Annotated in this window: 25 protein-coding genes; 21 read left to right on the top strand and 4 right to left on the bottom strand. The window is 54.9% G+C overall.

The window, feature by feature from the left end; translation table 11 throughout:
• The first annotated feature begins 59 nt into the window (after positions 1-59).
• The 6 genes from rlmD to queE all read left to right on the top strand — a co-directional run bounded on the left by rlmD (position 60) and on the right by queE (position 8692).
• A complete protein-coding gene (gene rlmD / locus IAE30_RS25505; protein WP_200681237.1) occupies positions 60-1376 on the top strand; it encodes a 23S rRNA (uracil(1939)-C(5))-methyltransferase RlmD in 1317 nt (438 codons plus the stop codon).
• A gap of 32 nt (positions 1377-1408) precedes the next feature.
• Positions 1409-3643, top strand: coding sequence for a GTP diphosphokinase (gene relA, locus IAE30_RS25500; protein WP_034823050.1), 2235 nt, complete (start codon positions 1409-1411; stop codon positions 3641-3643).
• 176 nt (positions 3644-3819) lie between these two features.
• Positions 3820-4611, top strand: coding sequence for a nucleoside triphosphate pyrophosphohydrolase (gene mazG / locus IAE30_RS25495; RefSeq protein ID WP_038645144.1), 792 nt, complete (start codon positions 3820-3822; stop codon positions 4609-4611).
• Positions 4612-4860: 249 nt separating this feature from the next.
• A complete protein-coding gene (gene pyrG / locus IAE30_RS25490) occupies positions 4861-6498 on the top strand; it encodes a glutamine hydrolyzing CTP synthase (RefSeq protein WP_034823046.1) in 1638 nt (545 codons plus the stop codon).
• Positions 6499-6575: 77 nt separating this feature from the next.
• Positions 6576-7871: a phosphopyruvate hydratase gene (gene eno, locus IAE30_RS25485; RefSeq protein ID WP_034823037.1), complete on the top strand. Its 1296-nt coding sequence runs from the start codon at positions 6576-6578 to the stop codon at positions 7869-7871.
• A 149-nt stretch (positions 7872-8020) separates the two neighbouring features.
• Positions 8021-8692 (top strand): 7-carboxy-7-deazaguanine synthase QueE, encoded by a 672-nt coding sequence (queE, locus tag IAE30_RS25480; RefSeq protein ID WP_038645147.1) that lies wholly within the window; start codon positions 8021-8023, stop codon positions 8690-8692.
• A 106-nt stretch (positions 8693-8798) separates the two neighbouring features.
• On the opposite strand, the gene IAE30_RS25475 is transcribed toward queE, so the two are convergent.
• Together IAE30_RS25475 and queD are read right to left on the bottom strand one after the other, a co-directional pair.
• The gene (locus tag IAE30_RS25475; protein ID WP_038645149.1) at positions 8799-9398 is read right to left on the bottom strand and encodes an inorganic diphosphatase; all 600 of its coding nucleotides are present in this window, start codon (positions 9396-9398) and stop codon (positions 8799-8801) included.
• A gap of 130 nt (positions 9399-9528) precedes the next feature.
• Positions 9529-9891, bottom strand: a complete 363-nt coding sequence (queD, locus tag IAE30_RS25470; protein WP_176505758.1) for a 6-carboxytetrahydropterin synthase QueD — start codon at positions 9889-9891, stop codon at positions 9529-9531.
• Positions 9892-10185: 294 nt separating this feature from the next.
• On the opposite strand from queD, the gene cysJ reads away from it, so the two are divergent.
• Genes cysJ through IAE30_RS25455 form a run of 3 tightly spaced genes read left to right on the top strand, consistent with a single transcriptional unit; the run spans position 10186 to position 14446 of the window.
• Positions 10186-11991, top strand: a complete 1806-nt coding sequence (cysJ, locus tag IAE30_RS25465) for an NADPH-dependent assimilatory sulfite reductase flavoprotein subunit (protein ID WP_200681236.1) — start codon at positions 10186-10188, stop codon at positions 11989-11991.
• The gene (gene cysI / locus IAE30_RS25460) at positions 11991-13715 is read left to right on the top strand and encodes an assimilatory sulfite reductase (NADPH) hemoprotein subunit (RefSeq protein WP_200681235.1); all 1725 of its coding nucleotides are present in this window, start codon (positions 11991-11993) and stop codon (positions 13713-13715) included. The genes cysJ and cysI overlap by 1 nt, the downstream gene beginning before the upstream one ends.
• Entirely contained in the window at positions 13712-14446 is a 735-nt protein-coding gene (locus tag IAE30_RS25455) for a phosphoadenylyl-sulfate reductase (protein ID WP_038645152.1), read from the top strand. Before cysI ends, IAE30_RS25455 begins: the two co-directional genes overlap by 4 nt.
• A gap of 99 nt (positions 14447-14545) precedes the next feature.
• On the opposite strand, the gene IAE30_RS25450 is transcribed toward IAE30_RS25455, so the two are convergent.
• Both IAE30_RS25450 and IAE30_RS25445 read right to left on the bottom strand, forming a co-directional pair.
• On the bottom strand, positions 14546-14830 hold the full coding sequence (locus tag IAE30_RS25450; RefSeq protein ID WP_038645154.1) for a YciI family protein: 285 nt from the start codon (positions 14828-14830) through the stop codon (positions 14546-14548).
• Between the two features lie 9 nt (positions 14831-14839).
• Positions 14840-15859: an aminopeptidase gene (locus IAE30_RS25445; RefSeq protein WP_200681234.1), complete on the bottom strand. Its 1020-nt coding sequence runs from the start codon at positions 15857-15859 to the stop codon at positions 14840-14842.
• Between the two features lie 248 nt (positions 15860-16107).
• On the opposite strand from IAE30_RS25445, the gene cysG reads away from it, so the two are divergent.
• From cysG to nlpD, 12 genes are all read left to right on the top strand, one after another.
• Positions 16108-17523 (top strand): siroheme synthase CysG, encoded by a 1416-nt coding sequence (gene cysG, locus IAE30_RS25440; RefSeq protein ID WP_200681233.1) that lies wholly within the window; start codon positions 16108-16110, stop codon positions 17521-17523.
• A 9-nt stretch (positions 17524-17532) separates the two neighbouring features.
• Positions 17533-18441, top strand: a complete 909-nt coding sequence (gene cysD / locus IAE30_RS25435; RefSeq protein ID WP_034823008.1) for a sulfate adenylyltransferase subunit CysD — start codon at positions 17533-17535, stop codon at positions 18439-18441.
• Positions 18442-18451: 10 nt separating this feature from the next.
• Positions 18452-19879, top strand: a complete 1428-nt coding sequence (gene cysN / locus IAE30_RS25430) for a sulfate adenylyltransferase subunit CysN (RefSeq protein ID WP_200681232.1) — start codon at positions 18452-18454, stop codon at positions 19877-19879.
• On the top strand, positions 19879-20484 hold the full coding sequence (cysC, locus tag IAE30_RS25425) for an adenylyl-sulfate kinase (RefSeq protein WP_200681231.1): 606 nt from the start codon (positions 19879-19881) through the stop codon (positions 20482-20484). Before cysN ends, cysC begins: the two co-directional genes overlap by 1 nt.
• A 56-nt stretch (positions 20485-20540) precedes the next feature.
• Positions 20541-20861 (top strand): DUF3561 family protein, encoded by a 321-nt coding sequence (locus IAE30_RS25420; RefSeq protein ID WP_058961495.1) that lies wholly within the window; start codon positions 20541-20543, stop codon positions 20859-20861.
• A 171-nt stretch (positions 20862-21032) separates the two neighbouring features.
• Positions 21033-21350, top strand: coding sequence for a cell division protein FtsB (ftsB, locus tag IAE30_RS25415; RefSeq protein WP_007893240.1), 318 nt, complete (start codon positions 21033-21035; stop codon positions 21348-21350).
• A 3-nt stretch (positions 21351-21353) separates the two neighbouring features.
• The gene (gene ispD, locus IAE30_RS25410; protein ID WP_200539257.1) at positions 21354-22070 is read left to right on the top strand and encodes a 2-C-methyl-D-erythritol 4-phosphate cytidylyltransferase; all 717 of its coding nucleotides are present in this window, start codon (positions 21354-21356) and stop codon (positions 22068-22070) included.
• Positions 22070-22546, top strand: coding sequence for a 2-C-methyl-D-erythritol 2,4-cyclodiphosphate synthase (gene ispF / locus IAE30_RS25405; RefSeq protein ID WP_045816453.1), 477 nt, complete (start codon positions 22070-22072; stop codon positions 22544-22546). The genes ispD and ispF overlap by 1 nt, the downstream gene beginning before the upstream one ends.
• Before the next feature lie 2 nt (positions 22547-22548).
• Complete coding sequence (gene truD, locus IAE30_RS25400; RefSeq protein WP_200681230.1) at positions 22549-23592, top strand: tRNA pseudouridine(13) synthase TruD; 1044 nt, start codon at positions 22549-22551, stop codon at positions 23590-23592.
• Between the two features lie 217 nt (positions 23593-23809).
• Positions 23810-24571, top strand: coding sequence for a 5'/3'-nucleotidase SurE (gene surE / locus IAE30_RS25395; protein ID WP_200681242.1), 762 nt, complete (start codon positions 23810-23812; stop codon positions 24569-24571).
• Entirely contained in the window at positions 24565-25191 is a 627-nt protein-coding gene (locus IAE30_RS25390) for a protein-L-isoaspartate(D-aspartate) O-methyltransferase (protein WP_038645170.1), read from the top strand. The genes surE and IAE30_RS25390 overlap by 7 nt, the downstream gene beginning before the upstream one ends.
• Positions 25192-25357: 166 nt before the next feature.
• Complete coding sequence (gene nlpD, locus IAE30_RS25385) at positions 25358-26497, top strand: murein hydrolase activator NlpD (RefSeq protein ID WP_038645172.1); 1140 nt, start codon at positions 25358-25360, stop codon at positions 26495-26497.
• The last annotated feature ends 42 nt before the right edge of the window (positions 26498-26539 follow it).

Here is a 26539-nt window from a genome sequence, read left to right as displayed (position 1 = left end):
CCCTGTGCACAATCTGCTTGCGATGGCACACCCCATTAATTTAGAGAATTCACAACACTATGGCGCAATTTTACTCCGCAAAACAGCGTGTGGCGACAAAGCAGCGTATTACCGTCACTATCGAAGACCTTGACCCCTTTGGACAAGGTGTTGCGCGCCATAATGGCAAAGCGATGTTTGTCAGCGGCGCACTGCCGGGTGAACAGGCCGAAGTCATGGTCGTGGAAGATAAACGTCAGTTCTCGCGGGCCAAAGCCAAAAAGATTACTCAGCCGAGCGCACAGCGGGAAAAACCGCGCTGCGTGCACTTTGGTGTCTGCGGTGGATGCCAGCAACAGCATGCCGCGATCGCGTTACAGGAGGAGAGTAAAGCACATGCGCTGAGCCGAATGCTGAGTCGGGATGCGCCTTTGCCGGTGCAGGTAAATGAGATCATCCGTGGCAACACCTGGGGCTACCGCCGCCGCGCTCGCCTGGGACTGCAATGGCAGCCTAAACAGCAGCGTTTGCTGATGGGTTTTCGCCAGGCAGCAACCAATGATTTAGTGGCGCTAAGCCAATGCCCTATTTTGGTGCCCGAGCTTGAGGCGTTACTCCAGCCATTGCACCACTGCCTCAGCACCTTGCAGGCCGCACGGCGACTGGGCCATATCGAGTTAGTGCTGGCGGACAATGGCCCGGTGATGGTGCTGCGTCATCTTGATGCATTGTCCGCAGGCGATCGTGCAAAACTGGAACGCTTTTCGCATGAGCATCAGCTGATGCTGTATCTGGCCGACGGCGGCGACACTTTGCAGCCGCTGGGGGATTATGCACCGTTCTACCAATCGTTTGATTTGAAACTGACTTTCAGCCCGCAGGATTTCATTCAGGTGAATGATGGCGTGAATCAGCAGATGGTGGCAAAAGCCATTGAATGGCTCGATTTACAGCCCGAAGATCGGGTGCTGGATCTGTTTTGCGGTATGGGTAATTTCACTTTGCCTGTAGGAAAGTTCGTACAAAATGCTGTGGGTGTGGAGGGTGTTGCAGCTTTAGTCCACCAGGCAGCGTATAATGCTGAGCTGAATAATCTTAAAAATGTCCGCTTTTTCCAGCACAATCTGGAAGAAGACGTTGCCCACCAGCCGTGGGCAGCGCAGGGATTTAACAAGGTGTTACTGGATCCAGCACGTGCTGGGGCCGCGGGTGTGATGTCGCATATCGTTAAACTTGCGCCACAACGCGTGGTCTATGTTTCCTGTAACCCAACAACACTTGCGCGCGACAGTCAGGCATTACTGTCGGCGGGCTACCATTTGGAAAGGGTCGCGATGCTGGATATGTTTCCTCATACCAGTCATCTCGAGTCCATGGTGCTGTTTAGCAAAGCATAAGCGGCGTTTTCGTCGTTATGGCAGGAGAGGATATGGTTGCGGTTAGAAGTGCGCATTTGAATACGGAAGGGGAATTTGCCCTCGACCAGTGGATCGCCAGTTTAAATATCAATAATCCGCAATCCTGTCAGCGATTGGCGGATACCTGGCGCTACTGTGAAACCGAAACGCACAACCATCCAGATCAGGCTCTGCTGCTGTGGCGCGGTATTGAGATGGTGGAAATACTCACTATGCTCAGTATGGACAACGATAGCCTGCGCGCGGCCTTACTGTTCCCGCTGGCCAACGCGGATGTGGTCAGTGAAGAAGAGCTGGAAAAGTCGTTCGGCAAAGGCATTGTCTCGCTGGTACACGGCGTGCGCGATATGGACGCGATCCGCCAGCTGAAAGCCATCCACAATGATTCGATGGCCTCCGAGCAGGTGGATAACGTGCGCCGCATGCTGCTGGCGATGGTGGAAGATTTCCGCTGCGTGGTCATCAAGCTGGCCGAGCGTATCGCCCACCTGCGTGAAATGAAGGATGCACCTGAAGACGAACGTGTGCTCGCTGCCAAAGAGAGCACCAACATCTATGCGCCGTTAGCCAATCGTCTGGGTATCGGTCAGCTCAAATGGGAGCTGGAAGATTACTGCTTCCGCTATCTGCACCCCGATGAGTACAAACGCATCGCCAAACTGCTGCATGAGCGCCGTATTGACCGCGAAGGTTACATTGATAACTTCGTGAGTAACTTACGTGCAGAGATGCAGAAGGAGGGCGTGCGTGCTGAAGTCTATGGCCGCCCGAAACATATCTACAGCATCTGGCGCAAGATGCAGAAGAAGTCGCTGGCGTTTGATGAGCTGTTCGATGTGCGCGCGGTGCGCATCGTGGCGGAACGTTTGCAGGATTGCTATGGCGCCCTGGGCACCGTGCACACGCTGTATCGCCATCTTCCCAGCGAGTTCGACGACTACGTTGCCAATCCAAAACCCAACGGTTATCAATCCATTCACACGGTGGTGCTCGGTCCGCAGGGCAAGACGGTAGAGATCCAGATTCGTACTCGCCAGATGCATGAAGATGCGGAGTTGGGCGTGGCCGCGCACTGGAAGTACAAAGAAGGCCCGACTTCCAGCAACGCGCGCGGTGCGGCAGGGCACGAAGAACGCATTGCGTGGCTGCGTAAGCTGATTACCTGGCAGGAAGAGATGGCGGATTCCGGCGAGATGCTGGAAGAGGTGCGCAGCCAGGTCTTTGACGATCGGGTGTACGTGTTTACCCCGAAAGGTGATGTAGTCGATCTGCCATCCGGTTCAACACCGCTGGACTTCGCTTATCATATTCACAGTGATATCGGCCATCGCTGCATTGGTGCCAAGATCAGCGGCCGTATCGTGCCGTTCACCTATCAATTGCAGATGGGCGATCAGATTGAGGTCATTACCCAGAAGCAGCCGAACCCGAGCCGCGACTGGCTGAACCCGAACCTCGGCTATATCACCACCAGCCGTGGCCGTTCAAAAATTCATGCCTGGTTCCGCAAACAGGATCGCGACAAGAACATTCTGGCTGGCCGCCAGATTCTTGAAAGCGAGTTGAGCCAGCTGGATATCAGTTTCCGCGATGCAGAAAAAATTCTGCTGCCGCGTTATAACGTCAGCTCGCAGGATGAGCTACTGGCGATGATTGGTGGCGGTGATATTCGCCTCAATCAGATGGTCAACTTCCTGCAAGCCAAGCTCAACAAGCCGAGTGCGGAAGAGGAAGATCGTGAAGCGCTGCGCCAGCTGACGCAAAAATCACATCAGCCTTCCTCTGCGCGCAGAGAGAGTGGACGCGTGGTGGTGGAAGGTGTGGGCAATCTGCTGCACCACATTGCGCGCTGCTGCCAGCCGATTCCGGGTGACGATATTGTGGGCTTTATCACCCAGGGGCGCGGAATTTCCATTCACCGTGCCGACTGTGACCAGCTCAGCGAACTGATCTCCCATGCGCCTGAGCGTATTGTCGATGCGGTGTGGGGCGAAGATTACTCCAGCGGTTATTCGCTGGTGGTGCGCGTGACGGCCAACGATCGCAGCGGGTTACTGCGCGATATCACCACCATTCTGGCGAATGAGAAGGTTAACGTGCTGGGCGTTTCCAGCCGCAGCGACACCAAAAAGCAGCTGGCAACCATTGATATGGATATCGAAATCTATAACCAGCAGGTGCTGGGTCGCGTGCTGGCGCGTCTTAACCAGGTGCCGGATATCATCGACGCACGCCGTCTGAACTGATGTGGCCAGGCCGCCATGAAAGGGCAGCCTGGCATTTACTGTACGCCCGAAATGGCACGTCTTCGTTGTTTTGGGTGCAGGGTATGGCCATCAATGACGTGTCGACCTGATTTCGGTGCGCCTCAGGGTCGCCATTTTGGCGACCTTTTCCATTTTTAACCCCTAAGGATTTCCCCATGACCGCCCTGAATCGTCTGCTCACCATCATGCAAACCCTGCGCGACCCGGAACGTGGCTGCCCGTGGGATCGTCAGCAGACCTTCGCCTCCATCGCCCCTTACACGCTGGAAGAGACCTACGAAGTGATCGACGCGATTCAGCGCGAGGACTTTGATGACCTGCGCGGTGAACTGGGCGACCTGCTGTTTCAGGTGGTGTTTTATGCGCAGATGGCCGATGAGCAGCACCGTTTCAATTTCGATGACATCTGCAACGCCATCAGCGACAAGCTGGAGCGCCGTCATCCGCATATTTTTGGTGATGTGCAGGCTGAAACCACACAGGAAGTGCTGAAAAACTGGGAAGCGATCAAACACAGCGAGCGTGCAGAGAAGTCACAGCATTCGGTGCTGGATGACATTCCAAAAGCCCTGCCTGCACTGATGCGTGCTCACAAAATCCAGAAGCGCTGTAGCACGGTGGGATTCGACTGGAACAACCTGGGGCCAGTGCTCGATAAAGTGCATGAAGAAATCGATGAAGTGATGCACGAAGCGCAGCAGGCGGTGGTCGACAATGACAAGCTGGAAGAGGAGATTGGCGATTTGCTGTTTGCCACCGTCAACCTTTCTCGTCATTTGGGCAGCAAGGCCGAAATCGCCTTACAAAAAGCCAATGATAAATTTGAGCGTCGCTTCCGTCAGGTTGAATCCATCATCAGCGGGCAGGGACTGGCGATGCAGGATGCGACCCTGGATCAAATGGAAGCCGCCTGGCAGCAGGTGAAATGCAGTGAGAACAAAGACTAAGCGGTTATTCTTTAAATCGTCGATTATTCCTGCATTGCGCATAAATTGTCCGCTTGAGCTTACTCGATTCAGCCAAGCGGCAACTTTGTGACGCACATCAACATTTCACCCTCGCCTATTCGCTATGTTATCGGCTGCAATGCGGGGGGGTGATGTGATTCATCAATTGTGGCTGAGGACGACTTCGGGTATACTATTTTCCCGTCTTGGTTATTCCACCGTCTTTAAACCTAAACTCTCAGGTTCAGCATGACAACGAATTATATTTTTGTGACCGGCGGGGTCGTATCCTCTCTGGGCAAAGGCATTGCCGCAGCCTCCCTCGCAGCCATCCTTGAAGCACGTGGTCTGAATGTGACCATCATGAAACTCGATCCGTACATTAACGTCGATCCGGGTACCATGAGCCCAACGCAGCACGGTGAAGTGTTTGTTACCGATGATGGGGCCGAAACCGATCTGGACTTGGGTCACTACGAGCGCTTCATCCGTACCAAAATGTCGCGCCGCAACAACTTTACGACCGGTCGTATCTACTCAGAAGTGCTGCGCAAAGAGCGTCGCGGTGACTATCTGGGTGCCACGATTCAGGTCATCCCACACATCACCAACGCCATCAAAGAACGCATTATTGAAGGCGGCGAAGGTCATGATGTCGTGCTGGTGGAAATCGGCGGTACCGTAGGCGATATCGAATCCCTGCCGTTCCTCGAAGCGATTCGCCAGATGGCCGTTGATGTGGGCCGTGAACACACCATGTATATGCACCTGACTTTGGTGCCGTATATGGCCGCTGCAGGCGAAGTGAAAACCAAGCCAACCCAGCATTCAGTGAAAGAGCTGCTGTCGATCGGTATCCAGCCTGATGTGCTGATCTGCCGTTCTGACCGTGCTGTGCCGGCCAACGAACGTGCGAAGATCGCCCTGTTCTGTAACGTGCCCGAGAAAGCGGTTATTTCCCTGAAAGATGTGGATTCCATCTACAAGATTCCTGGCCTGTTGAAATCACAGGGTCTGGATGACTATATCTGTAAGCGTTTCAATCTGAGCGCTCCGGAAGCGAACCTGGCCGAATGGGAACAGGTTATCTATGAAGAAGCCAATCCGGGCGGCGAAGTGACCATCGGTATGGTCGGCAAGTATGTCGAGCTGCCTGATGCTTACAAATCAGTGATTGAAGCACTGAAGCACGGTGGCCTGAAAAATCGTGTGACCGTGAACATTAAGTTGATCGACTCGCAGGATGTAGAATCACGCGGTGTCGAAATTCTGAAAGATCTGGATGCTATCCTGATCCCGGGTGGCTTCGGCTACCGTGGTGTGGAAGGCAAAATGCTCACTGCGCAATACGCGCGTGAGAACAACATCCCTTACCTCGGTATCTGCCTGGGTATGCAGGTTGCGCTGATGGAATTCGCACGCAACGTGGCCGGGATGGCAGACGCCAACTCAACGGAATTTGTGCCAGACTGTAAGTACCCAGTGGTCGCGCTGATCACTGAATGGCGTGATGAAGAAGGCAACGTTGAGCAACGTACTGAGCAGAGCGATCTGGGCGGCACCATGCGTCTGGGTAGCCAGCAGTGCCAGTTGACGCCGGAAAGTAAAGTGCGCCAGCTATACGGTTCTGACGTGATTACTGAACGTCACCGTCATCGTTATGAAGTGAACAATCTGCTGTTGAAGCCGATTGAAGCGGCGGGTCTGCATATTGCGGGCCGTTCCGGCGACGACCAGCTGGTGGAGATCATCGAACTCCCGAACCATCCGTGGTTTGTAGCTTGTCAGTTCCACCCGGAATTCACGTCGACCCCGCGTGATGGTCATCCGCTGTTCGCTGGCTTTGTTAAAGCCGCGCAGGAGCACCAGAAGCGGTTAGCGAAGTAAGAGTTTAACGAACAGCGCGCGAACTTTTCGCGCGTTGTTTGTCTTAGGATTGACTAACTTGTACTGAGGAAAATCGAATGTCCAAAATCGTAAAAGTCATCGGTCGCGAAATCATCGACTCCCGTGGCAACCCGACTGTAGAAGCAGAAGTGCATCTGGAAGGCGGTTTCGTTGGTCTGGCTGCTGCGCCATCAGGTGCTTCAACCGGTTCTCGCGAAGCACTGGAGCTGCGTGACGGTGACAAATCTCGTTTCCTGGGCAAAGGCGTGACCAAAGCGGTTGCCGCTGTTAACGGTCCTATCGCTGCTGCGGTAACCGGTAAAGATGCCAAAGACCAGGCGAACATCGATAAGATCATGATCGAGCTGGACGGTACTGAGAACAAATCCAACTTCGGCGCTAACGCCATTCTGGCGGTTTCGCTGGCAGCAGCTAAAGCGGCTGCGGCTTCTAAAGGCCTGCCACTGTACGCGCACATCGCTGAACTGAACGGCACCCCAGGCAAATTCTCTATGCCACTGCCTATGATGAACATCATCAACGGTGGTGAGCACGCGGATAACAACGTTGATATCCAGGAATTCATGATTCAGCCTGTTGGCGCGAAAAACGTGAAAGAAGCCATCCGTATGGGTTCTGAAGTTTTCCACAACCTGGCAAAAGTGCTGAAAGCCAAAGGCATGAGCACTGCGGTCGGTGACGAAGGTGGCTACGCGCCTAACCTGGGTTCTAACGCCGAAGCGCTGGCTGTTATCGCTGAAGCGGTAAAAGCAGCAGGCTACGAGTTGGGCAAAGACATCACCCTGGCGATGGACTGTGCAGCGTCTGAATTCTACAAAGACGGCAAATATGTGCTGGCTGGCGAAGGCAACAAAGCTTTCACCTCTGAAGAGTTCACGCACTTCCTGGAAGACCTGACCAAACAGTACCCAATCGTGTCTATCGAAGACGGTTTGGACGAGTCTGACTGGGCGGGCTTCGCTTACCAGACCAAAGTACTGGGCGACAAAATTCAGCTGGTAGGTGACGACCTGTTCGTGACCAATACCAAAATCCTGAAAGAAGGTATCGATAAAGGCATCGCTAACTCCATCCTGATCAAATTCAACCAGATCGGTTCTCTGACCGAAACGCTGGCTGCAATCAAGATGGCAAAGGATGCAGGTTACACCGCGGTGATTTCACACCGTTCAGGTGAAACTGAAGATGCGACCATCGCTGACCTGGCGGTCGGTACTGCAGCAGGCCAGATCAAAACCGGTTCTATGAGCCGTTCTGACCGTGTTGCTAAGTACAACCAACTGATTCGTATCGAAGAAGCGCTGGGCGACAAAGCCCCGTTCAACGGTCTGAAAGAAGTTAAAGGCCAGTAAAGGTCTGTTGATGTGGCCGGATGGGCCGCATCATCGCTGATAAAGCCCCGCCTCGTGCGGGGCTTTTGCTTTTTTGGCACGAAGCAGCTGTGAACCGGCGGTGAAAATCTGCCATAATCTGCGCCTCGAATTTTAGACGTGAGTAAAAAATGTTCTACCCGATCAACGAAATGTTCCAGACCCTGCAGGGCGAAGGATTTTACACCGGTGTTCCGGCGCTGTTCATCCGCTTACAGGGATGTCCGGTGGGCTGTAGCTGGTGTGATACCAAGCATACGTGGGAAAAACTGGCCGATCGGGAGACCTCGCTGGGCGATATTCTGGTGAAAACCGTGGAGAGTGATGCCTGGGGCAGTGCCGATGCGGCGATGCTGATTGAGACGATTCAACGTCAGGGCTGGACTGCACGCCATGTAGTGATCACCGGTGGCGAACCGGCTATTTTTGATTTGCGCCCGTTGACCGAGGCGTTGGAAGCAGCCGGTTTCGAGTGCCAGATTGAGACCAGTGGTACGCATGAAGTGCACTGTTCTGACAGCACCTGGGTGACGGTCTCACCGAAGGTGAATATGCGCGGTGGTTATGATGTGCTGCCACAGGCGTTGCAGCGTGCCGATGAAATTAAACATCCGGTGGCGCGTGAGCGAGATGTGGAAGCTTTGGATGGGCTGCTGGCAGGCTTGCACGATGACAAGAAGCGCATCGTGGCGCTGCAACCGATCAGTCGTGGCGATGCCGCCACCAAACTGTGCATTGAGACCTGCATTGCGCGTAACTGGCGTCTTTCGATGCAGACACATAAGTATTTGAATATCGCCTGATGAATTCGGTGCGCTTCAATGCGCACCCGGCGAAATTTGCACCGATTCTGCAAGGTCGCCATTTGTGGCGACCTTGTTCAAGCCCATACCGGTGCAGCCGAACGTATTACTGCTTCGCTTTATACGCGTCGAACGCCTGTTTGATCTCAGCTTTGGCTTTCGCCGCATCCTCAAAGCCATTCAGCTCAACTTTTTTACGACCATCTGGCAACTGCTTATACACGCGGAAGAACGCCTGCAGACGCTCCTGCTCCATCTTCGGCAGGTCTTTCATCTCTTTGATGTCGTCATAGGTTGGGTCGATTTTGCTGGTTGGCACCGCAACAATCTTGTCGTCCACTTCGCCACCATCAATCATTTTCAGCACGCCAATCGGGCGCAGTTTGATCAGTGTGCCCGGTTGCAGTGGCGCGCGGGTGTAGAAGATCACGTCCAGCGGATCGCCATCACCGCCCAGTGACTGAGTCAATGAACCGTAGTTCGCCGGATAGGCAACCGGCATCGACTGGAAACGGTCAGCAACGATGAAACCGGTTTTCGCATCGGTTTCATATTTGATCATCCCGCCTGCAGGAATCTCAGTCACGGCATAGAACTCATCCGGGACTTTCTCTGGCTGCGGAAAATCCAGTACGTTTTGCGCCTGAACGGCAGCAGAGGCTGAAACAAGCAAAGCAATGACAGAAAGGCGTTTAACGAAGTTCATTGTTGATTCTCTTGATCTTTAATGAAGGAGACAACAACGTAGAGGGGACAGATGACAGCGAGATGAAGTGAACGTAAAGAAGCGTATAGCAGGAAAGTCAGGCTGCACAGCGGCAGCCCGTTAACCGTGATTAACCTTTATAAGTACACCCAGCGGTACAGGTTTCTTTGATCATCACTGCACTCAGTTCTGGCAGGATCGGCTTCATCTGATCCCAAATCCATTTTGCCAGCACTTCGCTGGTTGGATTTTCCAGGCCTGGAATATCATTCAGATAGTGATGATCGAGACGATCATAAATCGGCATAAACGCCGCTTTTAGTTCGGCAAAATCCATTACCCAACCGGTATGCGCATCCACTTCACCGGTGATTTCTAATCGCACCAGGAACGAATGGCCATGCAGACGACCACATTTATGCCCTTCAGGCACATGCGGCAGGCGGTGGGCAGATTCGAACTGGAACTCTTTAAACAGCGTGGTAGACATAATGGCTCTCAGACTTAAAAACCGCCGAATTCTACCTGAATCACAGATTTTTCGCACCCGCTTACGATGAAAAGGGCATTTTGCGCACGCCTATGCCGCAACGAGTTGATTAACGTATTGAATAACCGCGTCTTTATTTACCACTTTTGCCGATTAACATTACCCGAAAAACCACTTAGTCATTTTGGTTATTAATTATGTCGAAGGCGTATTTAATCGTTAATATACAGCCCGGTAACCTACCCACTCTTCCGCCATATATCGGTCCGGACTTCAGACACTGGAATTTTTAACGCGATGACGACTCAGGCACCAGGTTCAATGCTTCCGCTTAATCCGGAGCAACTCGCGCGCTTACAGGCAGCGACCACGGATTTTAACACCACTCAGATGGCCTGGCTTTCCGGCTACTTCTGGGGCATGGTCAACCAGACGCCGGGCGCCGTTGCCGCACCCGCGCCGGTGCAGGCCGAGGTGCCAACCATCACGCTGATCTCCGCATCGCAGACCGGTAACGCACGTCGCCTGGCTGAACAGCTGCGTGATGACCTGTTGGCCGCTAAGCTGAGCGTTAATCTGGTGAACGCCGGGGACTACAAGTTTAAGCAAATCGGTCAGGAGAAATTACTGGTTGTTGTCACTTCCACTCAAGGTGAAGGTGAGCCACCAGAAGAAGCCGTGGCGTTGCACAAATTCCTGCTGTCGAAAAAAGCGCCGAAATTTGCTGCTGGCGCCGCGTTTGCGGTGTTCGGCCTCGGCGATACCTCTTACGAATTCTTTAGCAAAGCCGGTAAAGATTTTGATGAGCGCCTGGCGGAACTGGGTGCAGAACGCCTGCTGGATCGTGTTGATGCCGATGTGGAATACAAAGAGCATGCTGCGGCCTGGCGTCAACAGCTGACCGAGATTCTGAAAGCGCGCGTGCCAGGTGAGCCTTCAGTGGTGGCGGCCGTGACGGCTTCCGGTGCTGTGAATGACATTCACAGCAGCCCTTACACCAAAGAAGCGCCGCTGACCGCCAGTTTTGCCGCTAACCAAAAAATTACCGGTCGCGATTCGGATAAAGATGTTCGCCATATCGAAATCGATCTGGGCGATTCTGGTCTGCGCTATCAGCCGGGCGATGCGCTGGGCGTGTGGTTTGAGAATGACGCCGAACTGGTGCAGGAACTGCTGCAACTGGTGTGGCTGAAAGGCGACGAGCCGGTTGAGGTTAACGGTGAAAACCTGCCGCTGGCTGAAGCGCTGCAAAAGCATTATGAGTTGACGGTGAACACGCCGCAGATCGTTGAACAGTATGCTGCGCTGTCACGCAATGATGCGCTGCTGGCGCTGTCGGGTGATAAACCGAAATTACAGAGCTATGCGCAGAGCTTCCCGATTGTCGATATGGTGCGTCAGGCACCGACTGAACTCAATGCAGAACAGCTCACTGGTCTGTTGCGTCCTCTCACACCGCGCCTCTATTCGATTGCTTCATCGCAAGCGGAAACGGATACCGAAGTACATATTACTGTCGGTGCGGTGCGTTACGAGATTGATGGTCGTCAGCGCGGCGGCGGTGCTTCAACCTGGCTGGCAGATCGAATCGAAGAAGAGGGCGATATCCGCGTGTTCATCGAACACAACGACAACTTCCGCTTGCCGGCGAATCCGGAAACCCCGGTGATCATGGTCGGCCCTGGCACGGGCATCGCGCCGTTCCGTTCCTTTATGCAGCAGCGTGATAACGACGGCGCAGGCGGCAAAAACTGGCTGTTCTTTGGTAATCCGCACTTCACCGATGATTTCCTCTATCAGGTGGAATGGCAGAAGTACGTCAAAGACGGTTTGCTGACCCACATTGATTTAGCGTGGTCACGTGACCAGGCTGAGAAAATATACGTACAAGATAAAATCCGCGCCAAAGGGGCGGAAGTGTGGCGCTGGATTGAAGAAGGCGCGCACCTTTACGTCTGCGGCGACGCTAATCGCATGGCGAAAGACGTTGAGCAGGCATTACTGGATGTGGTGGTCGAACACGGCGGCATGGATCGTGAAACGGCTGACGAATTTTTAAGTGAGCTGCGCATTGAGCGCCGTTATCAGCGAGACGTTTACTAATGAGCGAAAAACATCCTGGACCGCTGGTCGTTGAAGGCAAGCTGACCGACGCAGAGCGTCTGAAAAAACAGAGTAACTACCTGCGCGGCACCATTCTCGAGGATCTCGATGATGGCCTGACCGGCGGCTTCAGTGGCGATAACTTCCTGTTGATCCGTTTCCACGGCATGTACCAGCAGGACGACCGCGATATTCGTGCGGAGCGTGCGGCGCAGAAACTTGAGCCGCGCCACGCGATGATGTTGCGTTGCCGCCTGCCGGGCGGGATTATCACGCCAACGCAATGGCTGGCGATTGATAAGTTCGCCACCGATAAAACCATTTATGGCAGCATCCGTCTGACTAACCGTCAGACCTTCCAGTTTCACGGCATTCTGAAAAAGAACGTGAAGCCAACGCACCAGATGCTGCACGAAGTTGGCCTCGATGCATTGGCAACGGCGAATGACGTCAACCGTAACGTGCTCTGTACCTCGAATCCGGTCGAGTCGGAACTGCACCAGGAAGCCTACGAGTGGGCGAAAAAGCTCTCTGAGCACCTGCTGCCGAAAACCCGCGCATACGCTGAGATTTGGTGGGATAAAGAAAAAGTTGCCACGACGGATAAAGAGCCGATCCTGGGCGAAACCTATCTGCCGCGTAAGTTCAAAACGACCGTGGTGGTGCCACCGCATAACGATGTCGATCTGCATGCGAATGACCTGAACTTCATCGCTATTGCTGAGAACGGTAAGCTGATTGGCTTTAACCTGTTGGTTGGCGGTGGTTTGTCAATTGATCACGGTAATAAAGCGACTTATGCGCGTACTGCGAGTGAATTTGGCTTCCTGCCGGTAGAGAAGATCCTTGATGTGGCGGCTGCGGTAGTGACCACGCAGCGCGACTGGGGTAACCGTACCGATCGTAAAAATGCCAAAACCAAGTACACGCTGGAACGTGTCGGTGTCGAAACCTTCAAAGCGGAAGTTGAAAAGCGTGCTGGCCTGACGTTTGAACCGATTCGTCCTTACGCGTTTACCACGCGTGGCGACCGCGTTGGCTGGGTGAAAGGCATTGATAAGAAATGGCACCTGACGCTGTTTATTGAAAACGGTCGTCTGCTGGATTATCCAGGCCGTCCGCTGAAACGCGGCATCGCCGAAATTGCCAAAATTCACCAAGGCGATTTCCGCCTGACTGCTAACCAGAACCTGATCGTAGCCGGTGTGCCCGAGAAGCAAAAAGCGCAGATCGAAGCTATCGCCCGTGAACACGGTTTGATGGAAGCGGTGACGCCACAGCGTGAAAACTCAATGGCTTGTGTGGCTTTCCCAACCTGCCCATTAGCGATGGCCGAAGCCGAACGCTTCCTGCCTTCGTTTGTGACCAAGGTGGAAGAGATCATGCATAAGCATGGCGTCGGTGAAGAGCACATAGTGCTACGCGTTACCGGTTGCCCGAACGGCTGTGGCCGTGCTTTGCTGGCTGAGTTAGGTCTGGTGGGTAAAGCACCTGGCCGCTACAACTTACACATTGGCGGCAATCGCATGGGTACACGCATTCCACGCATGTACCGCGAGAACATCAACGAAGGCGAAATTCTGGCCAGCATCGACGAATTAGTGGCGCGCTGGGCAACCGAGCGTCAGGCCGATGAAGGCTTCGGTGACTTCGTGATTCGCGCTGGCATCATCAAAGCCGTGGTGGATCCCGCCCGTGATTTTTGGGACTCGGAGGCAGTATGACGGTACTTGATCTCGCAGCACTGAATAGTGGCAGCAAAGTCGATCGCATCATGGCATTGGCCGAAAGCAACGTGCAGCTGGAGAAACTCTCCGCTGAGCAGCGCGTGAGCTGGGCGCTGGAGAATATGCCGGGCGCGTTTGTGCTGTCCTCCAGCTTTGGTATTCAGGCGGCGGTTCTGCTGCATATGGTGACGCAGCAGAAACCGGATACGCCGGTGATCCTGACCGATACCGGCTATCTGTTCCCGGAAACTTACCGCTTTATTGATGAGTTGACTGAGAAGCTCAATCTCAATCTGCAAATCTTCCGTGCTGAGACTTCTCCAGCATGGCAGGAAGCGCGCTACGGCAAACTGTGGGAGCAGGGCGTCGAGGGGATTGAGCAGTACAACCAGATCAACAAGGTCGAACCGATGAATCGCGCGCTGGAAACGCTGGGTGCGCAGACCTGGTTTGCGGGTCTGCGCCGTGACCAGTCAGGCAGCCGCGCCAGTTTGCCGGTACTGGCGGTGCAGCGCGGTGTGTTCAAGATTCTGCCGATCATTGACTGGGATAACCGTCAGGTGCACCAGTACCTGAAACAACATGGCCTCAAGTATCATCCGCTGTGGGATGAAGGCTATTTGTCAGTGGGCGATACGCACACCACTAAGAAGTGGGAACCGGGCATGGCAGAAGAAGAAACTCGCTTCTTTGGCCTGAAGCGCGAGTGCGGATTGCACGAAGGTTGATGCATCAATAAAAGGGTAGCGGCGTGATTTATCGCGCCTCCCTGCAGCGCCTCTAACGCTGACAGGTACACGATAAATCGTGCCGCTACTATGTCGTCCTTAAATCCCTTTTAACCCTTCAAACGCCTCCGCTGCACGCGTCACGTTTACTTTGGTCACGTCATAATGCGCCACCGCGACAAAAGGATCTTCCGCGAGGATAGTATCCAAACGGGCGCGATCCATCTCCTTCACCAGCACCATGCCGCCGGTGCGCGGATCTTTACGGCCTGCTGCAATAAAGTCACCGCTGTCAAAGTAACGATCCAGCCACTCAATGTGTGGCGCCAGCAGTGCATCGGCTTCTTCTGCCGGACGGAAATAGTTAAGATACACCACGTACATAGCAAATCCTTAAGTTGTTGGGTTAGCCAGCTCGGTGACCAGCGGCAGTAAGATCTTTACGCTATCACGCGTGCGTTGCGTAATCCGGCCCGGTAGCCAGCGATCCAGATAATTGAGGTTATCACGGTCGGTTTGGTGGCGTACGTTGCCCTCCGGGAAGTGGCTGCTGTGCGCCCGCTGCTGCTGTCCGTCTTTATTACCCAGCGCCCAGTTGGCGGCGGTGACATCCAGCAGCGGCATGCCGGCTTTATCAAAGGGATTCACGCCCGGATAGTCGCGTGCCGTCAGCGTGTGGCTGGCGGCGGAAATACCGTAGCGATGTGCGAGTTGCACGGCGCGCGCGCTGGTCTGCTTGCGTACCGCTGAGGGCGTATTGGCACCACTGTTAAAATAGAGGTGCTCGCCGACGATCAGGCTGTTGAGATCAATCACCAGCAGCGTGTTCTTTTTCTCCTGCGCGCTCATGCGCGACAGGTAGTCATCCATCCCGTGCAGCCCGGCTTCACCAGCGCTAAGCGCGACAAAGCGCACGCCGTAGTGCAGTGGCGTTTTACTCAGCTGTTGCGCCAGTTCCAGCATCACACCCAGACCGGATGCATTGTCGTCCACACCTTGTAAACGCAGGCCGCCCAGATTGCTATCCGCCTCATGGCGGCTGAGTGGCGTCCAGGTGTCGAGATGCGTGACGATCAGGATTTCTTGCGGCACCGCACCGCTGCGCGCGGCGATCACCGACGTGGCGGAGACATTACGTGCGCGGGTTTCGCCCTTGCGCTCTAACCAGTTGTAGCTGGTATTGAACTGGCGGGTATTACTCTTATAGCCAAGCTCGGTGAATTGCTGCTGCAAATAGTCGGCCGTCATCAGCTCAGCAGGGCTGCCGCTCATACGGCCAGGGAAGTAGGTGGCGATGTGGCGTAGCTGCTGTTCGGCAAAATGCCCTGGCGCGTAGCTTGCAGCATGGGCAAAGAGAGGCAAACCGCCCGCGATCAGTGCAGCCAGCACGGTGCGGCGGAGAGTGGCAAACATAGTAATTGTCCTTTTATGTCATCCCGTGATGCTAAAAAAATTCCGGGTTAGTATGAAACTGTGACCGCGATTGCACAATTTGAATTGCTCCGAAACACCAGCAATATCATCTGTTAAGCACAAATTGTTATCAGCAATCCTGGGGCGTTATTCCATTCGGTAACTACTAATGCCAATTCGTAATTTCATCTGCCAGAAGGTGGGAAAGTATAGTCGCGTTAACTTATTGTAAAACTAACAAGGTTAACGTGGATTATCTGCCTCTCTTTGCCGATCTCAAAAACCGTCCAGTGCTGGTTGTTGGCGGTGGTGAAATCGCGGCGCGTAAAATCGAACTGCTGCGACGTGCCGGTGCGCGTGTGCTGATAGCAGCGCGCGACCTCGGCCATGAGTTGCAGGCGCTGCTGGAAATCGATGCCATTGAGTGGATTGCACATCACTTCGATCCAGTTCAACTGGATGGCGTCTTCTTAGTCATCGCTGCCACTGATGATAACGCGCTCAATGCGCAGGTTTTTGATGCCGCCAATGCCCGCCACAAGCTGGTCAACGTCGTCGACGATCAGCCCAAGTGCAGTTTTATCTTCCCTTCAATTGTCGATCGCTCCCCGTTGGTGGTGGCGATCTCCTCCAGTGGTACCGCGCCGGTGTTGGCCCGCTTACTGCGTGAAAAAATCGAGTCGTTGTTACCTGCCAATCTCGGCCAGATGGCTGAAGTGGCGGGACAGTGGCGTGACAAGGTTAAACAGCGCTATCACAGCATGTCGGAACGTCGTCGTTTTTGGGAGCGGGCATTTAACGGTTTGTTCGCCAGCCAGATGTCAGCCGGTAACGTCAATGAAGCCCGCCGCACGCTGGATCGTGAGTTAGAGAACAGCAGCGACAATCAGGGTGAAATCACGCTGGTGGGCGCGGGTCCAGGTGACAGCGGTTTACTGACGTTACGTGGCCTGCAGGTAATGCAACTGGCGGATGTGGTGCTGTATGACCATCTGGTGAGTGACGAAGTATTGGAACTGGTACGCCGTGATGCTGACCGCATCTGCGTCGGTAAACGCGCTGGAGCACACTCCGTATCTCAGGAAGAGACCAATGCGATGCTGGTCGAGCTGGCGCAGCAGGGTAAACGCGTGGTGCGTCTGAAAGGTGGCGATCCCTTTATCTTTGGTCGCGGCGGCGAAGAGTTGCAGGCGGCGAAGGCAGCGAGCATTCCGTTCCAGGTGGTGCCGGGCATTACCGCAGCGGCGGGTGCCACCGCCTATGCCGGGATTCCGTTAACCCATCGCGATCACGCGCAGAGCGTGCTGTTTGTCACCGGCCATTTACGCAGTGATAGCGAAGGCATCGACTGGCCAACCCTGGCGCGTGCGCGTCAGACCTTAGCGATTTATATGGGCACGTTGAAAGCGGCAGAAATCGCGGCGGGCCTTATCGAACATGGACGCGCGGCTTCCACGCCAGTGGCAGTGATTGGCTGTGGCACGCGACAGGATCAGCAAGTGCTGACCGGAACATTAGATCAACTAGAGGCGCTGGCAGTGGCCGCGCCCACGCCAGCACTCATCGTGATTGGCGAAGTGGTGAATTTACACGGGCAATTAGCCTGGTTCCAACATTCGGCACAGCAGGGGGCTCGCGAGTCCGCCGTTGTCAATTTGGCTTGAGGAAAAATTATGGACCAAAATCGTCTTACTCATCTGCGCCAACTGGAGGCAGAGAGTATCCATATCATCCGCGAGGTGGCGGCCGAGTTCAGCAATCCGGTGATGATGTACTCCATCGGTAAAGACTCCTCGGTGATGCTGCATCTGGCGCGTAAGGCCTTCTATCCTGGCACGCTGCCATTTCCGCTGCTGCACGTTGATACCGGCTGGAAATTCCGTGAAATGTACGAGTTTCGCGATCGCACCGTGAAAAACATGGGCGCGGAACTGCTGGTTCACCGTAACCCGGAAGGCGTGGCGATGGGCATCAACCCGTTCGTCCACGGTAGCGCCAAGCACACCGACATCATGAAAACCGAGGGGCTGAAACAGGCGCTGAATAAGTACGGTTTTGATGCTGCCTTTGGTGGTGCACGTCGTGACGAAGAGAAGTCACGTGCCAAAGAGCGTATCTACTCGTTCCGCGACCGTTTCCATCGTTGGGATCCGAAAAATCAGCGTCCAGAGCTGTGGCATAACTACAACGGCCAGATCAACAAAGGCGAGAGCATTCGCGTGTTCCCGCTCTCCAACTGGACTGAGCTGGATATCTGGCAGTACATCTTCCTGGAAAACATCGAAATCGTGCCGTTGTACCTTGCTGCGCCGCGTCCGGTGTTGGAGCGCGATGGCATGCTGATGATGATTGATGACGATCGCATTGACCTGCAGCCTGGCGAAGTGATCAAACAGCGTATGGTGCGTTTCCGTACCCTCGGCTGCTGGCCGCTGACCGGTGCTGTCGAATCCGAAGCGCAAACGCTGCCGGAAATTATTGAAGAGATGCTGGTCTCCACCACCAGTGAACGCCAGGGGCGCGTGATTGACCGCGACCAGGCCGGTTCGATGGAAATGAAGAAACGTCAGGGTTATTTCTAAGGAGACGCAGATGAATACCGTAATTGCACAACAGATTGCCGATCAGGGCGGAGTCGAAGCCTGGCTGACCGCGCAACAACACAAAAGCCTGCTGCGTTTCCTGACCTGCGGTAGCGTCGACGACGGCAAAAGTACGCTGATTGGTCGCCTGCTGCACGATACCCGTCAGATTTATGAAGATCAGCTCTCTTCGCTGCACAACGACAGCAAGCGTCACGGCACCCAGGGCGAGAAACTCGATCTGGCGCTGCTGGTGGATGGCCTGCAGGCTGAGCGTGAGCAGGGCATCACCATCGACGTGGCATATCGCTACTTCTCCACCGAGAAACGCAAATTCATCATCGCGGATACGCCGGGACATGAGCAGTACACCCGTAACATGGCGACCGGCGCATCCACTTGTGATCTGGCGATTCTGCTGATCGATGCGCGCAAAGGCGTGCTGGATCAGACTCGTCGTCACAGCTTTATCTCGACGCTGCTGGGTATCAAGCATTTGGTCGTCGCCATCAATAAGATGGATTTGGTGGATTACAAGCAGGAGACTTTTGAACAGATCAAACAGTCTTACCTCGATTTTGCTGGTCAGCTGCCGGAAGATCTCGATATTCGCTTTGTGCCGATGTCTGCGCTGGAAGGCGATAACGTGGCGACGCCAAGTGTGACCATGCCATGGTACAGCGGCCCGACGCTGCTTGACGTGCTGGAAACCGTGGAACTGAACCGCGTGGTGGATCATCAGCCGATGCGCTTCCCGGTGCAGTATGTGAACCGTCCAAACCTCGATTTCCGTGGTTATGCCGGTACGCTGGCATCAGGCACGGTGCAGGTGGGACAGCGCGTGAAAGTGCTGCCATCCGGCGTCGAATCAACGATTTCGCGCATTGTGACTTTTGACGGTGATTTGCAGGAAGCGGCAGCGGGTGAAGCCATTACGCTGGTGCTGAAAGATGAGATCGACATCAGCCGTGGCGACCTGTTGGTCGATGCCGCTGCTGAGTTGCAAGCGGTGCAATCTGCCACGGTTGACGTGGTATGGATGGCAGAACAGCCGCTACAGCCGGGTCAAAGCTATGAAGTGAAAATTGCCGGTAAAAAAGCGCGCGGCCGCGTGGAAAAGATCATTCACCAGGTGGAGATCAACACGCTGGAAAAACGTGCGGTGGAAAGCCTGCCGCTGAACGGTATCGGCCTGGTCGAAATCACGTTTGATGAGCCGATGGTACTGGATGCGTATCGCCAGAACCCGGTCACGGGCGGCATGATCTTTATCGATCGCCTGAGCAATGTCACGGTCGGTGCGGGGATGATCAATCAACCGCTGACTGATGTGCGTGGGCAAGCCGGTCAATACAGTGAATTTGAGCTGGAGCTGAATGCACTGGTGCGTCGTCATTTCCCACACTGGAATGCGCGCGACCTGCTGGGTGGTAAGTAATGGCCCGGCACGACGAAAACGTGGTGTGGCATGACCATCCGGTCACCCATGAAGAGCGGGAACAGCAGCACGGCCATCAAGGCGTGGTGTTGTGGTTTACCGGGTTATCAGGCTCGGGAAAATCCACGGTGGCCGGTGCGCTGGAGCAGGCGCTGCATCGCGCTGGCGTCAGCACCTATCTGCTGGATGGCGATAACGTGCGTCACGGCCTGTGCCGTGACCTCGGCTTCAGCGATGACGATCGTAAAGAGAACATCCGGCGCGTGGGAGAAGTGGCGAAACTGATGGTGGATGCTGGTTTAGTGGTATTAACCGCCTTTATTTCGCCGCATCGCGCGGAGCGTCAGATGGTGCGTGATTTGCTCGGCACCGGGCAGTTTGTCGAAGTGTTTGTCGATACGCCGCTGGCCGTGTGTGAAGCGCGTGACCCCAAAGGTTTGTATAAAAAAGCGCGTGCCGGTGAGCTGCGCAATTTTACCGGTATCGACAGTGTTTATGAGGCGCCAGATGCGCCGGAAATTCACTTAGATGGCGAACAATTAGTTACAAACTTGACCGCCCAATTGTTAGACCTCCTGCGTCACCGCGATATCATCAGATCCTGAACCGACAGCGGCAAATCTCGTTTGGTTTGCCGCTTTTTAGCGTCAACAGGATCTCTATGCAGAACGTTACCCCCATGCTGGCACGCAAAGATGAACGCACCCCGGATGAGTCCCGCTCATCACTGCCGGGCGGCGTGATTGGCTTTCTCTCGTACTGGTGCGCGCTGGCGATTCCGTTCATGCTCTACGGCTCCAATACGCTGTTCTTCTTTCTCTACACCTGGCCTTTCTTCCTCGCGCTGTTACCGGTTTCGGTGCTGATTGGCATCGTACTGAGCTTAATGATTCGTGGGCGCTTGTTCTGGAGTGGGGTGATCACCGCGATTGTTGTTGTCTGCCTGTTCTGGCTGCTGTTCTCATTTCTCTCGGGTTGGTAGTCCGATCCTGATGTGCAAACGCATCGGCAGGTTACAAAACTTTACCTGCCGTCCCGCTTTTAGCCTTGCCGTTTTTTGTACAGACAATCGTCTGCTGCTGGCATTTTCACTGTCACTGTGGAGTCCTGTGCGAAGTTATGGGATGATTGGGCCGTTTTTCAGGGGGCGGGGATGGGAAAACTGACGTTACTGTTGCTCGTGCTGCTGGGATGGCTCCAATATTCCTTGTGGCTGGGTAAGAACGGTATTCATGACTATACGCGCGTCAATGAAGACGTCGCGTCGCAACAGGCGAATAACGCCAAACTCAAAGCACGTAACGATCAGTTGTTTGCCGAAATTGATGACCTCAATGGCGGTTCAGAAGCAATTGAGGAACGTGCACGTAATGAACTGGGTATGATTAAGCCCGGGGAGACTTTCTATCGTCTGGTGCCAGACCAGAATAAACGTAACGCGCAACAAGCTGCGCAAAATCAACAACGATAAACCATGAACAACCTCTCTTCCCTTGCGGATGTGATTGCCGTGGTGCCTGCCGCAGGCGTGGGCAGCCGTATGCAGGCTGCCTGCCCAAAACAGTATCTGACCATTGGTCAATTTACCCTTCTTGAACACAGCGTTGCGCGCTTGCTGGCTCATCCAGCCGTTAAACAAGTGATCGTGCCCATCAGTCCTGATGATGGCTGGTTTGATTCGCTGCCACTGGCGCAGGATTCACGCGTACTGCGCGTGACCGGTGGCGACACGCGTGCGGAGTCGGTGCTGGCAGGTTTGCAGGCAATTAAACATAGCGAATGGGTACTGGTGCACGATGCCGCGCGGCCATGCTTACACCCGGATGACCTGGCACGCCTGCTGGCGGTTCGTGAGCACAGCAAAGTCGGGGCGATTCTGGCGGCACCGGTGCGTGACACCATGAAGCGTGCTGAACCCGGTAAAGCGGCGATTGCGCATACCGTTGAACGCGAAGATCTCTGGCACGCACTCACGCCACAATTTTTCCCGCATCAGCTGCTGACGGCGTGTTTAACGCGTGCACTTCATGAAGGCGCTACCATTACCGATGAAGCGTCGGCGCTGGAATATTGCGGCTATCATCCAGAGCTCGTCAGCGGACGCAGCGACAACATTAAGGTGACGCGGCCAGAAGACCTGGCGCTGGCGGCCTTCTATCTAACCCAGATTCAGTTAAAGGAGAGCGCATGATGCGTATCGGTCACGGTTTTGACGTTCACGCTTTTGGCGGCGAAGGTCCGTTAGTGATTGGCGGGGTGCGTATTCCCTTCGAACACGGTTTTATTGCCCATTCAGATGGCGATGTGGCCCTGCATGCATTAACGGATGCGCTGCTCGGCGCGGTGGCGATGGGCGATATCGGCAAGCTATTCCCGGACACCGATCCCGCCTTCAAAGGGGCGGACAGCCGTGGCTTGCTGCGTGAAGCCTGGCGTCGCATCCAGCAGAAAGGTTATCGCATTGGTAACGTCGATGTGACCATCATCGCGCAAGCGCCGAAAATGCTGCCGCATGTGCCGCAGATGCGCGTCAACATCGCCGAAGATCTGGGCTGCCATATGGATGATGTCAACGTCAAAGCGACCACGACCGAGAAGCTCGGCTTTACCGGCCGTGGCGAAGGCATTGCCTGTGAAGCCGTGGCGCTGCTGGTGAAGGCCGATTAAGTATGAGTGAACTGCTTTACCTGCACGGCGTTCCGAGCGCCACCGGCGTGATCAAGGCCAATCCCGAAGATTTCGTGGTGATTGAAGACCTCGGCTATCCCTATGATGGCGAAGGCGAGCAGGTGCTAGTGCGCATCCGCAAGATCGGTTGCAATACGCGCTTTGTCGCTGAAGCAATCGCGAAATTCCTCGGTGTGCATCAACGTGATATGAGCTATGCCGGGATGAAAGACCGCCATGCGGTGACCGAGCAGACGCTGTGTTTCCGCGTGCCGGGTAACGCGATGCCGAATTTGGCCGGTTTCCAGCTGGAAGGCGTGGAAATTCTGCAGGTGATCCGCCATAAGCGCAAATTGCGCACCGGCGCGCTAGCAGGCAATGCGTTCCGTTTGGTTGTGCGTCAGATTTCGGATCGCGCTGAAGTGGAAGCGCGCTTGCAGCATATCCAGCAAAGCGGCGTGCCTAACTACTTTGGTGAACAACGCTTTGGCCGCGGCTGTAATAACCTGACGCAGGCAAAATTGTGGGCAGAAGATAAGTTCCGCCCGCGCGATCGCAGCATGAAAGGTATTTTGCTGTCCGCTGCGCGCAGCCAGCTGTTTAATCAGGTCACCAGTGCGCGGTTGCAGCGTGATGGCGTGTTGGATCTGGTGCAGGCGGGCGATGCGCTGCAGCTGGCCGGACGCGGCAGCTGGTTTGTGGCGCAGGCGGAAGAGTTGGCGGAATTGCAGCAGCGTGTGAATCATCATGAACTGCGCATCACCGCGCCGCTGGCCGGGCGAGGTGAGCTGGGCCCCCAGGGAGACGCGCTGGCCTTTGAGCAGGCTAATCTCGCACCTGCTGCGGAGTTGCTGGCGCTGCTGGAGCGTGAACGCGTTGACGCGGCACGCCGCGCCATGCTGGTGGTGCCGAAAGATCTGCGCTGGAACTGGTGGGATGACGTGACGCTGGAGATGCAGTTTTGGCTGCCAGCCGGGAGTTTTGCCACCAGCGTGGTGCGCGAACTGCTGAGTAACGGTGCCGCTGCGCCTATCAGCGAGGAATAACCCCACTTTACCCGGCCTTAACGCCGGGTAAATCTTTGCTCCGGCTGCGTAATGTTGCGGCAAACGCCGGAAGTTCCGTGATTTACGCCTACCACTTCCCGCGCCTCACCGCTAGAATGCAAACATCTTCGTCTCGCCAGATCTTCTTTATCCGGCACCCTAACAGCGGATGCCAGGCGAGTTGAGGGCCAGTTGAATGAACAAAGGTCAGGAACAGATGCGGATATTGCTCAGCAACGACGATGGAATTCATGCCCCCGGCATTCAGACGCTGGCTCGCGCACTGCGTGAGTTTGCGGAGGTGCAGGTTGTCGCGCCCGATCGCAATCGAAGTGGCGCATCAAATTCCCTGACGTTAGAAACCCCGCTGCGTACCTTTACCCATGAGAATGGTGATATCGCCGTACAGATGGGTACGCCGACGGATTGCGTGTTTCTCGGGGTTAACAAACTGATGCAGCCACGTCCGGACATTGTGGTTTCAGGCATCAACGCCGGCCCCAATCTGGGTGATGACGTGATTTACTCTGGCACCGTGGCCGCCGCAATGGAAGGGCGCCATCTCGGACTGCCCGCGCTGGCGGTCTCACTCAATGGCCATCAACACTATGCCACCGCAGCGGCGGTGACCTGCACACTGCTGCGTGCGCTGTCCCGTGCACCGCTGCGCACCGGGCGTATCCTGAATATCAACGTGCCTGATCTACCGCTATCGGAAATCAAAGGTTTTCGTGTGACACGCTGTGGCAGTCGTCATCCTGCCGATCAGGTGATTTGCACGGAAGATCCGCGCGGCCATACGCTGTACTGGATTGGTCCACCAGGGGATAAACTGGATGCGGGCCCCGATACCGATTTCGCGGCGGTGGATGCAGGTTATGTGTCGCTAACGGCACTGCATGTCGATCTCACTGCACATGCGGCACAAGAAGTATTACGCGACTGGTTAATCGAGGCTGAGGTAAATCTGGCATGGTGAACCGCCGCATCGAAACGCTGTTAGAGCAGCTGCGTGCCCAGGGAATTCACGATGAGCACCTGCTTAAAGCCATCGCCGATGTCCCGCGTGAACGCTTTATCGATGAGGCGTTTGAACATAAAGCCTGGGAAAACGTTGCGCTGCCGATTGGCAGTGGGCAGACGATTTCACAGCCCTACATGGTGGCGCGGATGACCGCGTTACTTGAACTGAACCCGGAATCTCGCGTGCTGGAAATTGGCACTGGTTCGGGGTATCAGACCGCTATTCTGGCCCATCTTGTTAATCACGTTTATTCCGTGGAACGCATCAAAGGGTTGCAGTGGCAGGCCAAGCGCCGCCTGAAACAACTCGACCTGCACAATATTTCGACGCGCCATGGCGACGGCTGGCAAGGCTGGGCAGCGCGTGGCCCGTTTGATGCCATCATTGTCACCGCCGCACCCCCTGAAATTCCGACTGCGCTGATAGCGCAATTAGGTGAGGGTGGCAAAATGGTACTGCCAGTAGGCGAAGATCAGCAGGTCTTAAAGCGTTTACATCGCCAGGGTGATGAATTAATTGAAGAAATCATCGAACCCGTCCGCTTTGTGCCGTTAGTTCAGGGCGATCTAGCCTGAGCCATTGCTACGTAAATCTTCACAACTGTTACATGGCATGGCGCAGTTGATATTGTTACTATCCTTGTTAATCAATGTGAAAGACCGTATTTCGCCTGTTGCGCAGTGAATAATGCGGTCACATCCACGACACAGTTACATCCAGGTTTGCCATAACGGGGGATCAATGAGCACGGGAAGCACAGTATTTCAATTACGCCGTTTGGCGGCACTTTCACTGGTAGGTTTTTGGCTGGCGGGCTGTAGCTCAGGCGACAACACGCAGGCTCCGATAAGCCAGATTGGCGGCGGCGGGGACAGCGGTATGATGTCCTCAGGCGGCGGCATGACGTCTGCACCCAGCAGCGGTGGCATGCTCTCATCGCAGAACAGTACCGTACCCGCCATGCCACACGGCGGAATGTTAAGCGGCGGTACACCATCGGCTGCACCCTCCGGTGGAATGGTTAGTGGCAATAATAATGTTGTCACGCAAAATGGTCGTATCGTGTACAACCGTAATTATGGGAATATTCCTAAAGGTAGTTACGGTGGTGAGACCTATACCGTCAAACGTGGCGATACCCTGTTTTATATTGCCTGGATTACCGGCAATGACTTCCGCGATCTGGCGCAACGCAACAATGTCGCGGCCCCGTATGGCCTGGAAGCCGGGCAAGTGCTGCAGGTTGGCAACGGTAATGGCCAGACCATCACCGGTGGCAATGCGATAACCGCAGCGGACGCCACGCAGGGCGGGGTGCCGGTTGCATCCAACCAGACGCAAATTAAATCTGCCCCTGTTGCACAGCAACCTGTTATTACGTATTCTGATGATTCGGGTTCGACAGGCGGTAAAATGCTGCCGTCGAAAGGAGCAAATAATGTGGCAACGACCACAGCTCCGGTTACCGCACCGCCTACAGTCAGCAGCACGACTAACAGCACAACCCCAGTGGGAAGCTGGCGTTGGCCGACTGATGGGAAGATCATCGATAACTTCTCCGCTGCGGAAGGCGGAAACAAAGGGATCGATATCGCCGGTTCGCGTGGACAACCTGTTGTCGCCACTGCTTCAGGAAGGGTGGTATACGCAGGCAACGCGCTCCGTGGGTACGGTAATTTAATCATCATCAAACACAATGATGATTATCTGAGTGCTTACGCCCATAACGATTCCATGCTGGTCCGGGAACAACAGGAAGTTAAGGCGGGGCAAAAAATCGCTACCATGGGTAGTACCGGAACCAGTTCGGTTAGATTACATTTTGAAATTCGTTACAAGGGGAAATCCGTAAACCCGTTGCGTTATTTACCGCAGCGATAATCCGGCAGAACCTTAGGTGTTCTGCCCTTGGATCACGGGTAG

It is taken from the genome of Pantoea sp. S61 (assembly GCF_016625145.1).
Classification (GTDB): Bacteria; Pseudomonadota; Gammaproteobacteria; order Enterobacterales; family Enterobacteriaceae; genus Pantoea; species Pantoea rwandensis_B.
The sequence above is the reverse complement of the archived record's forward strand: the minus strand, read 5'-3'. Positions and strand labels throughout refer to the sequence as shown.

Coding starts and splice junctions, on each gene's coding strand:
- rlmD (WP_200681237.1), top strand. CDS start 60: ATGGCGCAATTTTACTCCGCAAAACAGCGTGTGGCGACAAAGCAGCGT.
- relA (WP_034823050.1), top strand. CDS start 1,409: ATGGTTGCGGTTAGAAGTGCGCATTTGAATACGGAAGGGGAATTTGCC.
- mazG (WP_038645144.1), top strand. CDS start 3,820: ATGACCGCCCTGAATCGTCTGCTCACCATCATGCAAACCCTGCGCGAC.
- pyrG (WP_034823046.1), top strand. CDS start 4,861: ATGACAACGAATTATATTTTTGTGACCGGCGGGGTCGTATCCTCTCTG.
- eno (WP_034823037.1), top strand. CDS start 6,576: ATGTCCAAAATCGTAAAAGTCATCGGTCGCGAAATCATCGACTCCCGT.
- queE (WP_038645147.1), top strand. CDS start 8,021: ATGTTCTACCCGATCAACGAAATGTTCCAGACCCTGCAGGGCGAAGGA.
- IAE30_RS25475 (WP_038645149.1), bottom strand. CDS start 9,398: ATGAACTTCGTTAAACGCCTTTCTGTCATTGCTTTGCTTGTTTCAGCC.
- cysJ (WP_200681236.1), top strand. CDS start 10,186: ATGACGACTCAGGCACCAGGTTCAATGCTTCCGCTTAATCCGGAGCAA.
- cysI (WP_200681235.1), top strand. CDS start 11,991: ATGAGCGAAAAACATCCTGGACCGCTGGTCGTTGAAGGCAAGCTGACC.
- IAE30_RS25455 (WP_038645152.1), top strand. CDS start 13,712: ATGACGGTACTTGATCTCGCAGCACTGAATAGTGGCAGCAAAGTCGAT.
- IAE30_RS25450 (WP_038645154.1), bottom strand. CDS start 14,830: ATGTACGTGGTGTATCTTAACTATTTCCGTCCGGCAGAAGAAGCCGAT.
- IAE30_RS25445 (WP_200681234.1), bottom strand. CDS start 15,859: ATGTTTGCCACTCTCCGCCGCACCGTGCTGGCTGCACTGATCGCGGGC.
- cysD (WP_034823008.1), top strand. CDS start 17,533: ATGGACCAAAATCGTCTTACTCATCTGCGCCAACTGGAGGCAGAGAGT.
- cysN (WP_200681232.1), top strand. CDS start 18,452: ATGAATACCGTAATTGCACAACAGATTGCCGATCAGGGCGGAGTCGAA.
- cysC (WP_200681231.1), top strand. CDS start 19,879: ATGGCCCGGCACGACGAAAACGTGGTGTGGCATGACCATCCGGTCACC.
- IAE30_RS25420 (WP_058961495.1), top strand. CDS start 20,541: ATGCAGAACGTTACCCCCATGCTGGCACGCAAAGATGAACGCACCCCG.
- ftsB (WP_007893240.1), top strand. CDS start 21,033: ATGGGAAAACTGACGTTACTGTTGCTCGTGCTGCTGGGATGGCTCCAA.
- ispD (WP_200539257.1), top strand. CDS start 21,354: ATGAACAACCTCTCTTCCCTTGCGGATGTGATTGCCGTGGTGCCTGCC.
- ispF (WP_045816453.1), top strand. CDS start 22,070: ATGCGTATCGGTCACGGTTTTGACGTTCACGCTTTTGGCGGCGAAGGT.
- truD (WP_200681230.1), top strand. CDS start 22,549: ATGAGTGAACTGCTTTACCTGCACGGCGTTCCGAGCGCCACCGGCGTG.
- surE (WP_200681242.1), top strand. CDS start 23,810: ATGCGGATATTGCTCAGCAACGACGATGGAATTCATGCCCCCGGCATT.
- IAE30_RS25390 (WP_038645170.1), top strand. CDS start 24,565: ATGGTGAACCGCCGCATCGAAACGCTGTTAGAGCAGCTGCGTGCCCAG.
- nlpD (WP_038645172.1), top strand. CDS start 25,358: ATGAGCACGGGAAGCACAGTATTTCAATTACGCCGTTTGGCGGCACTT.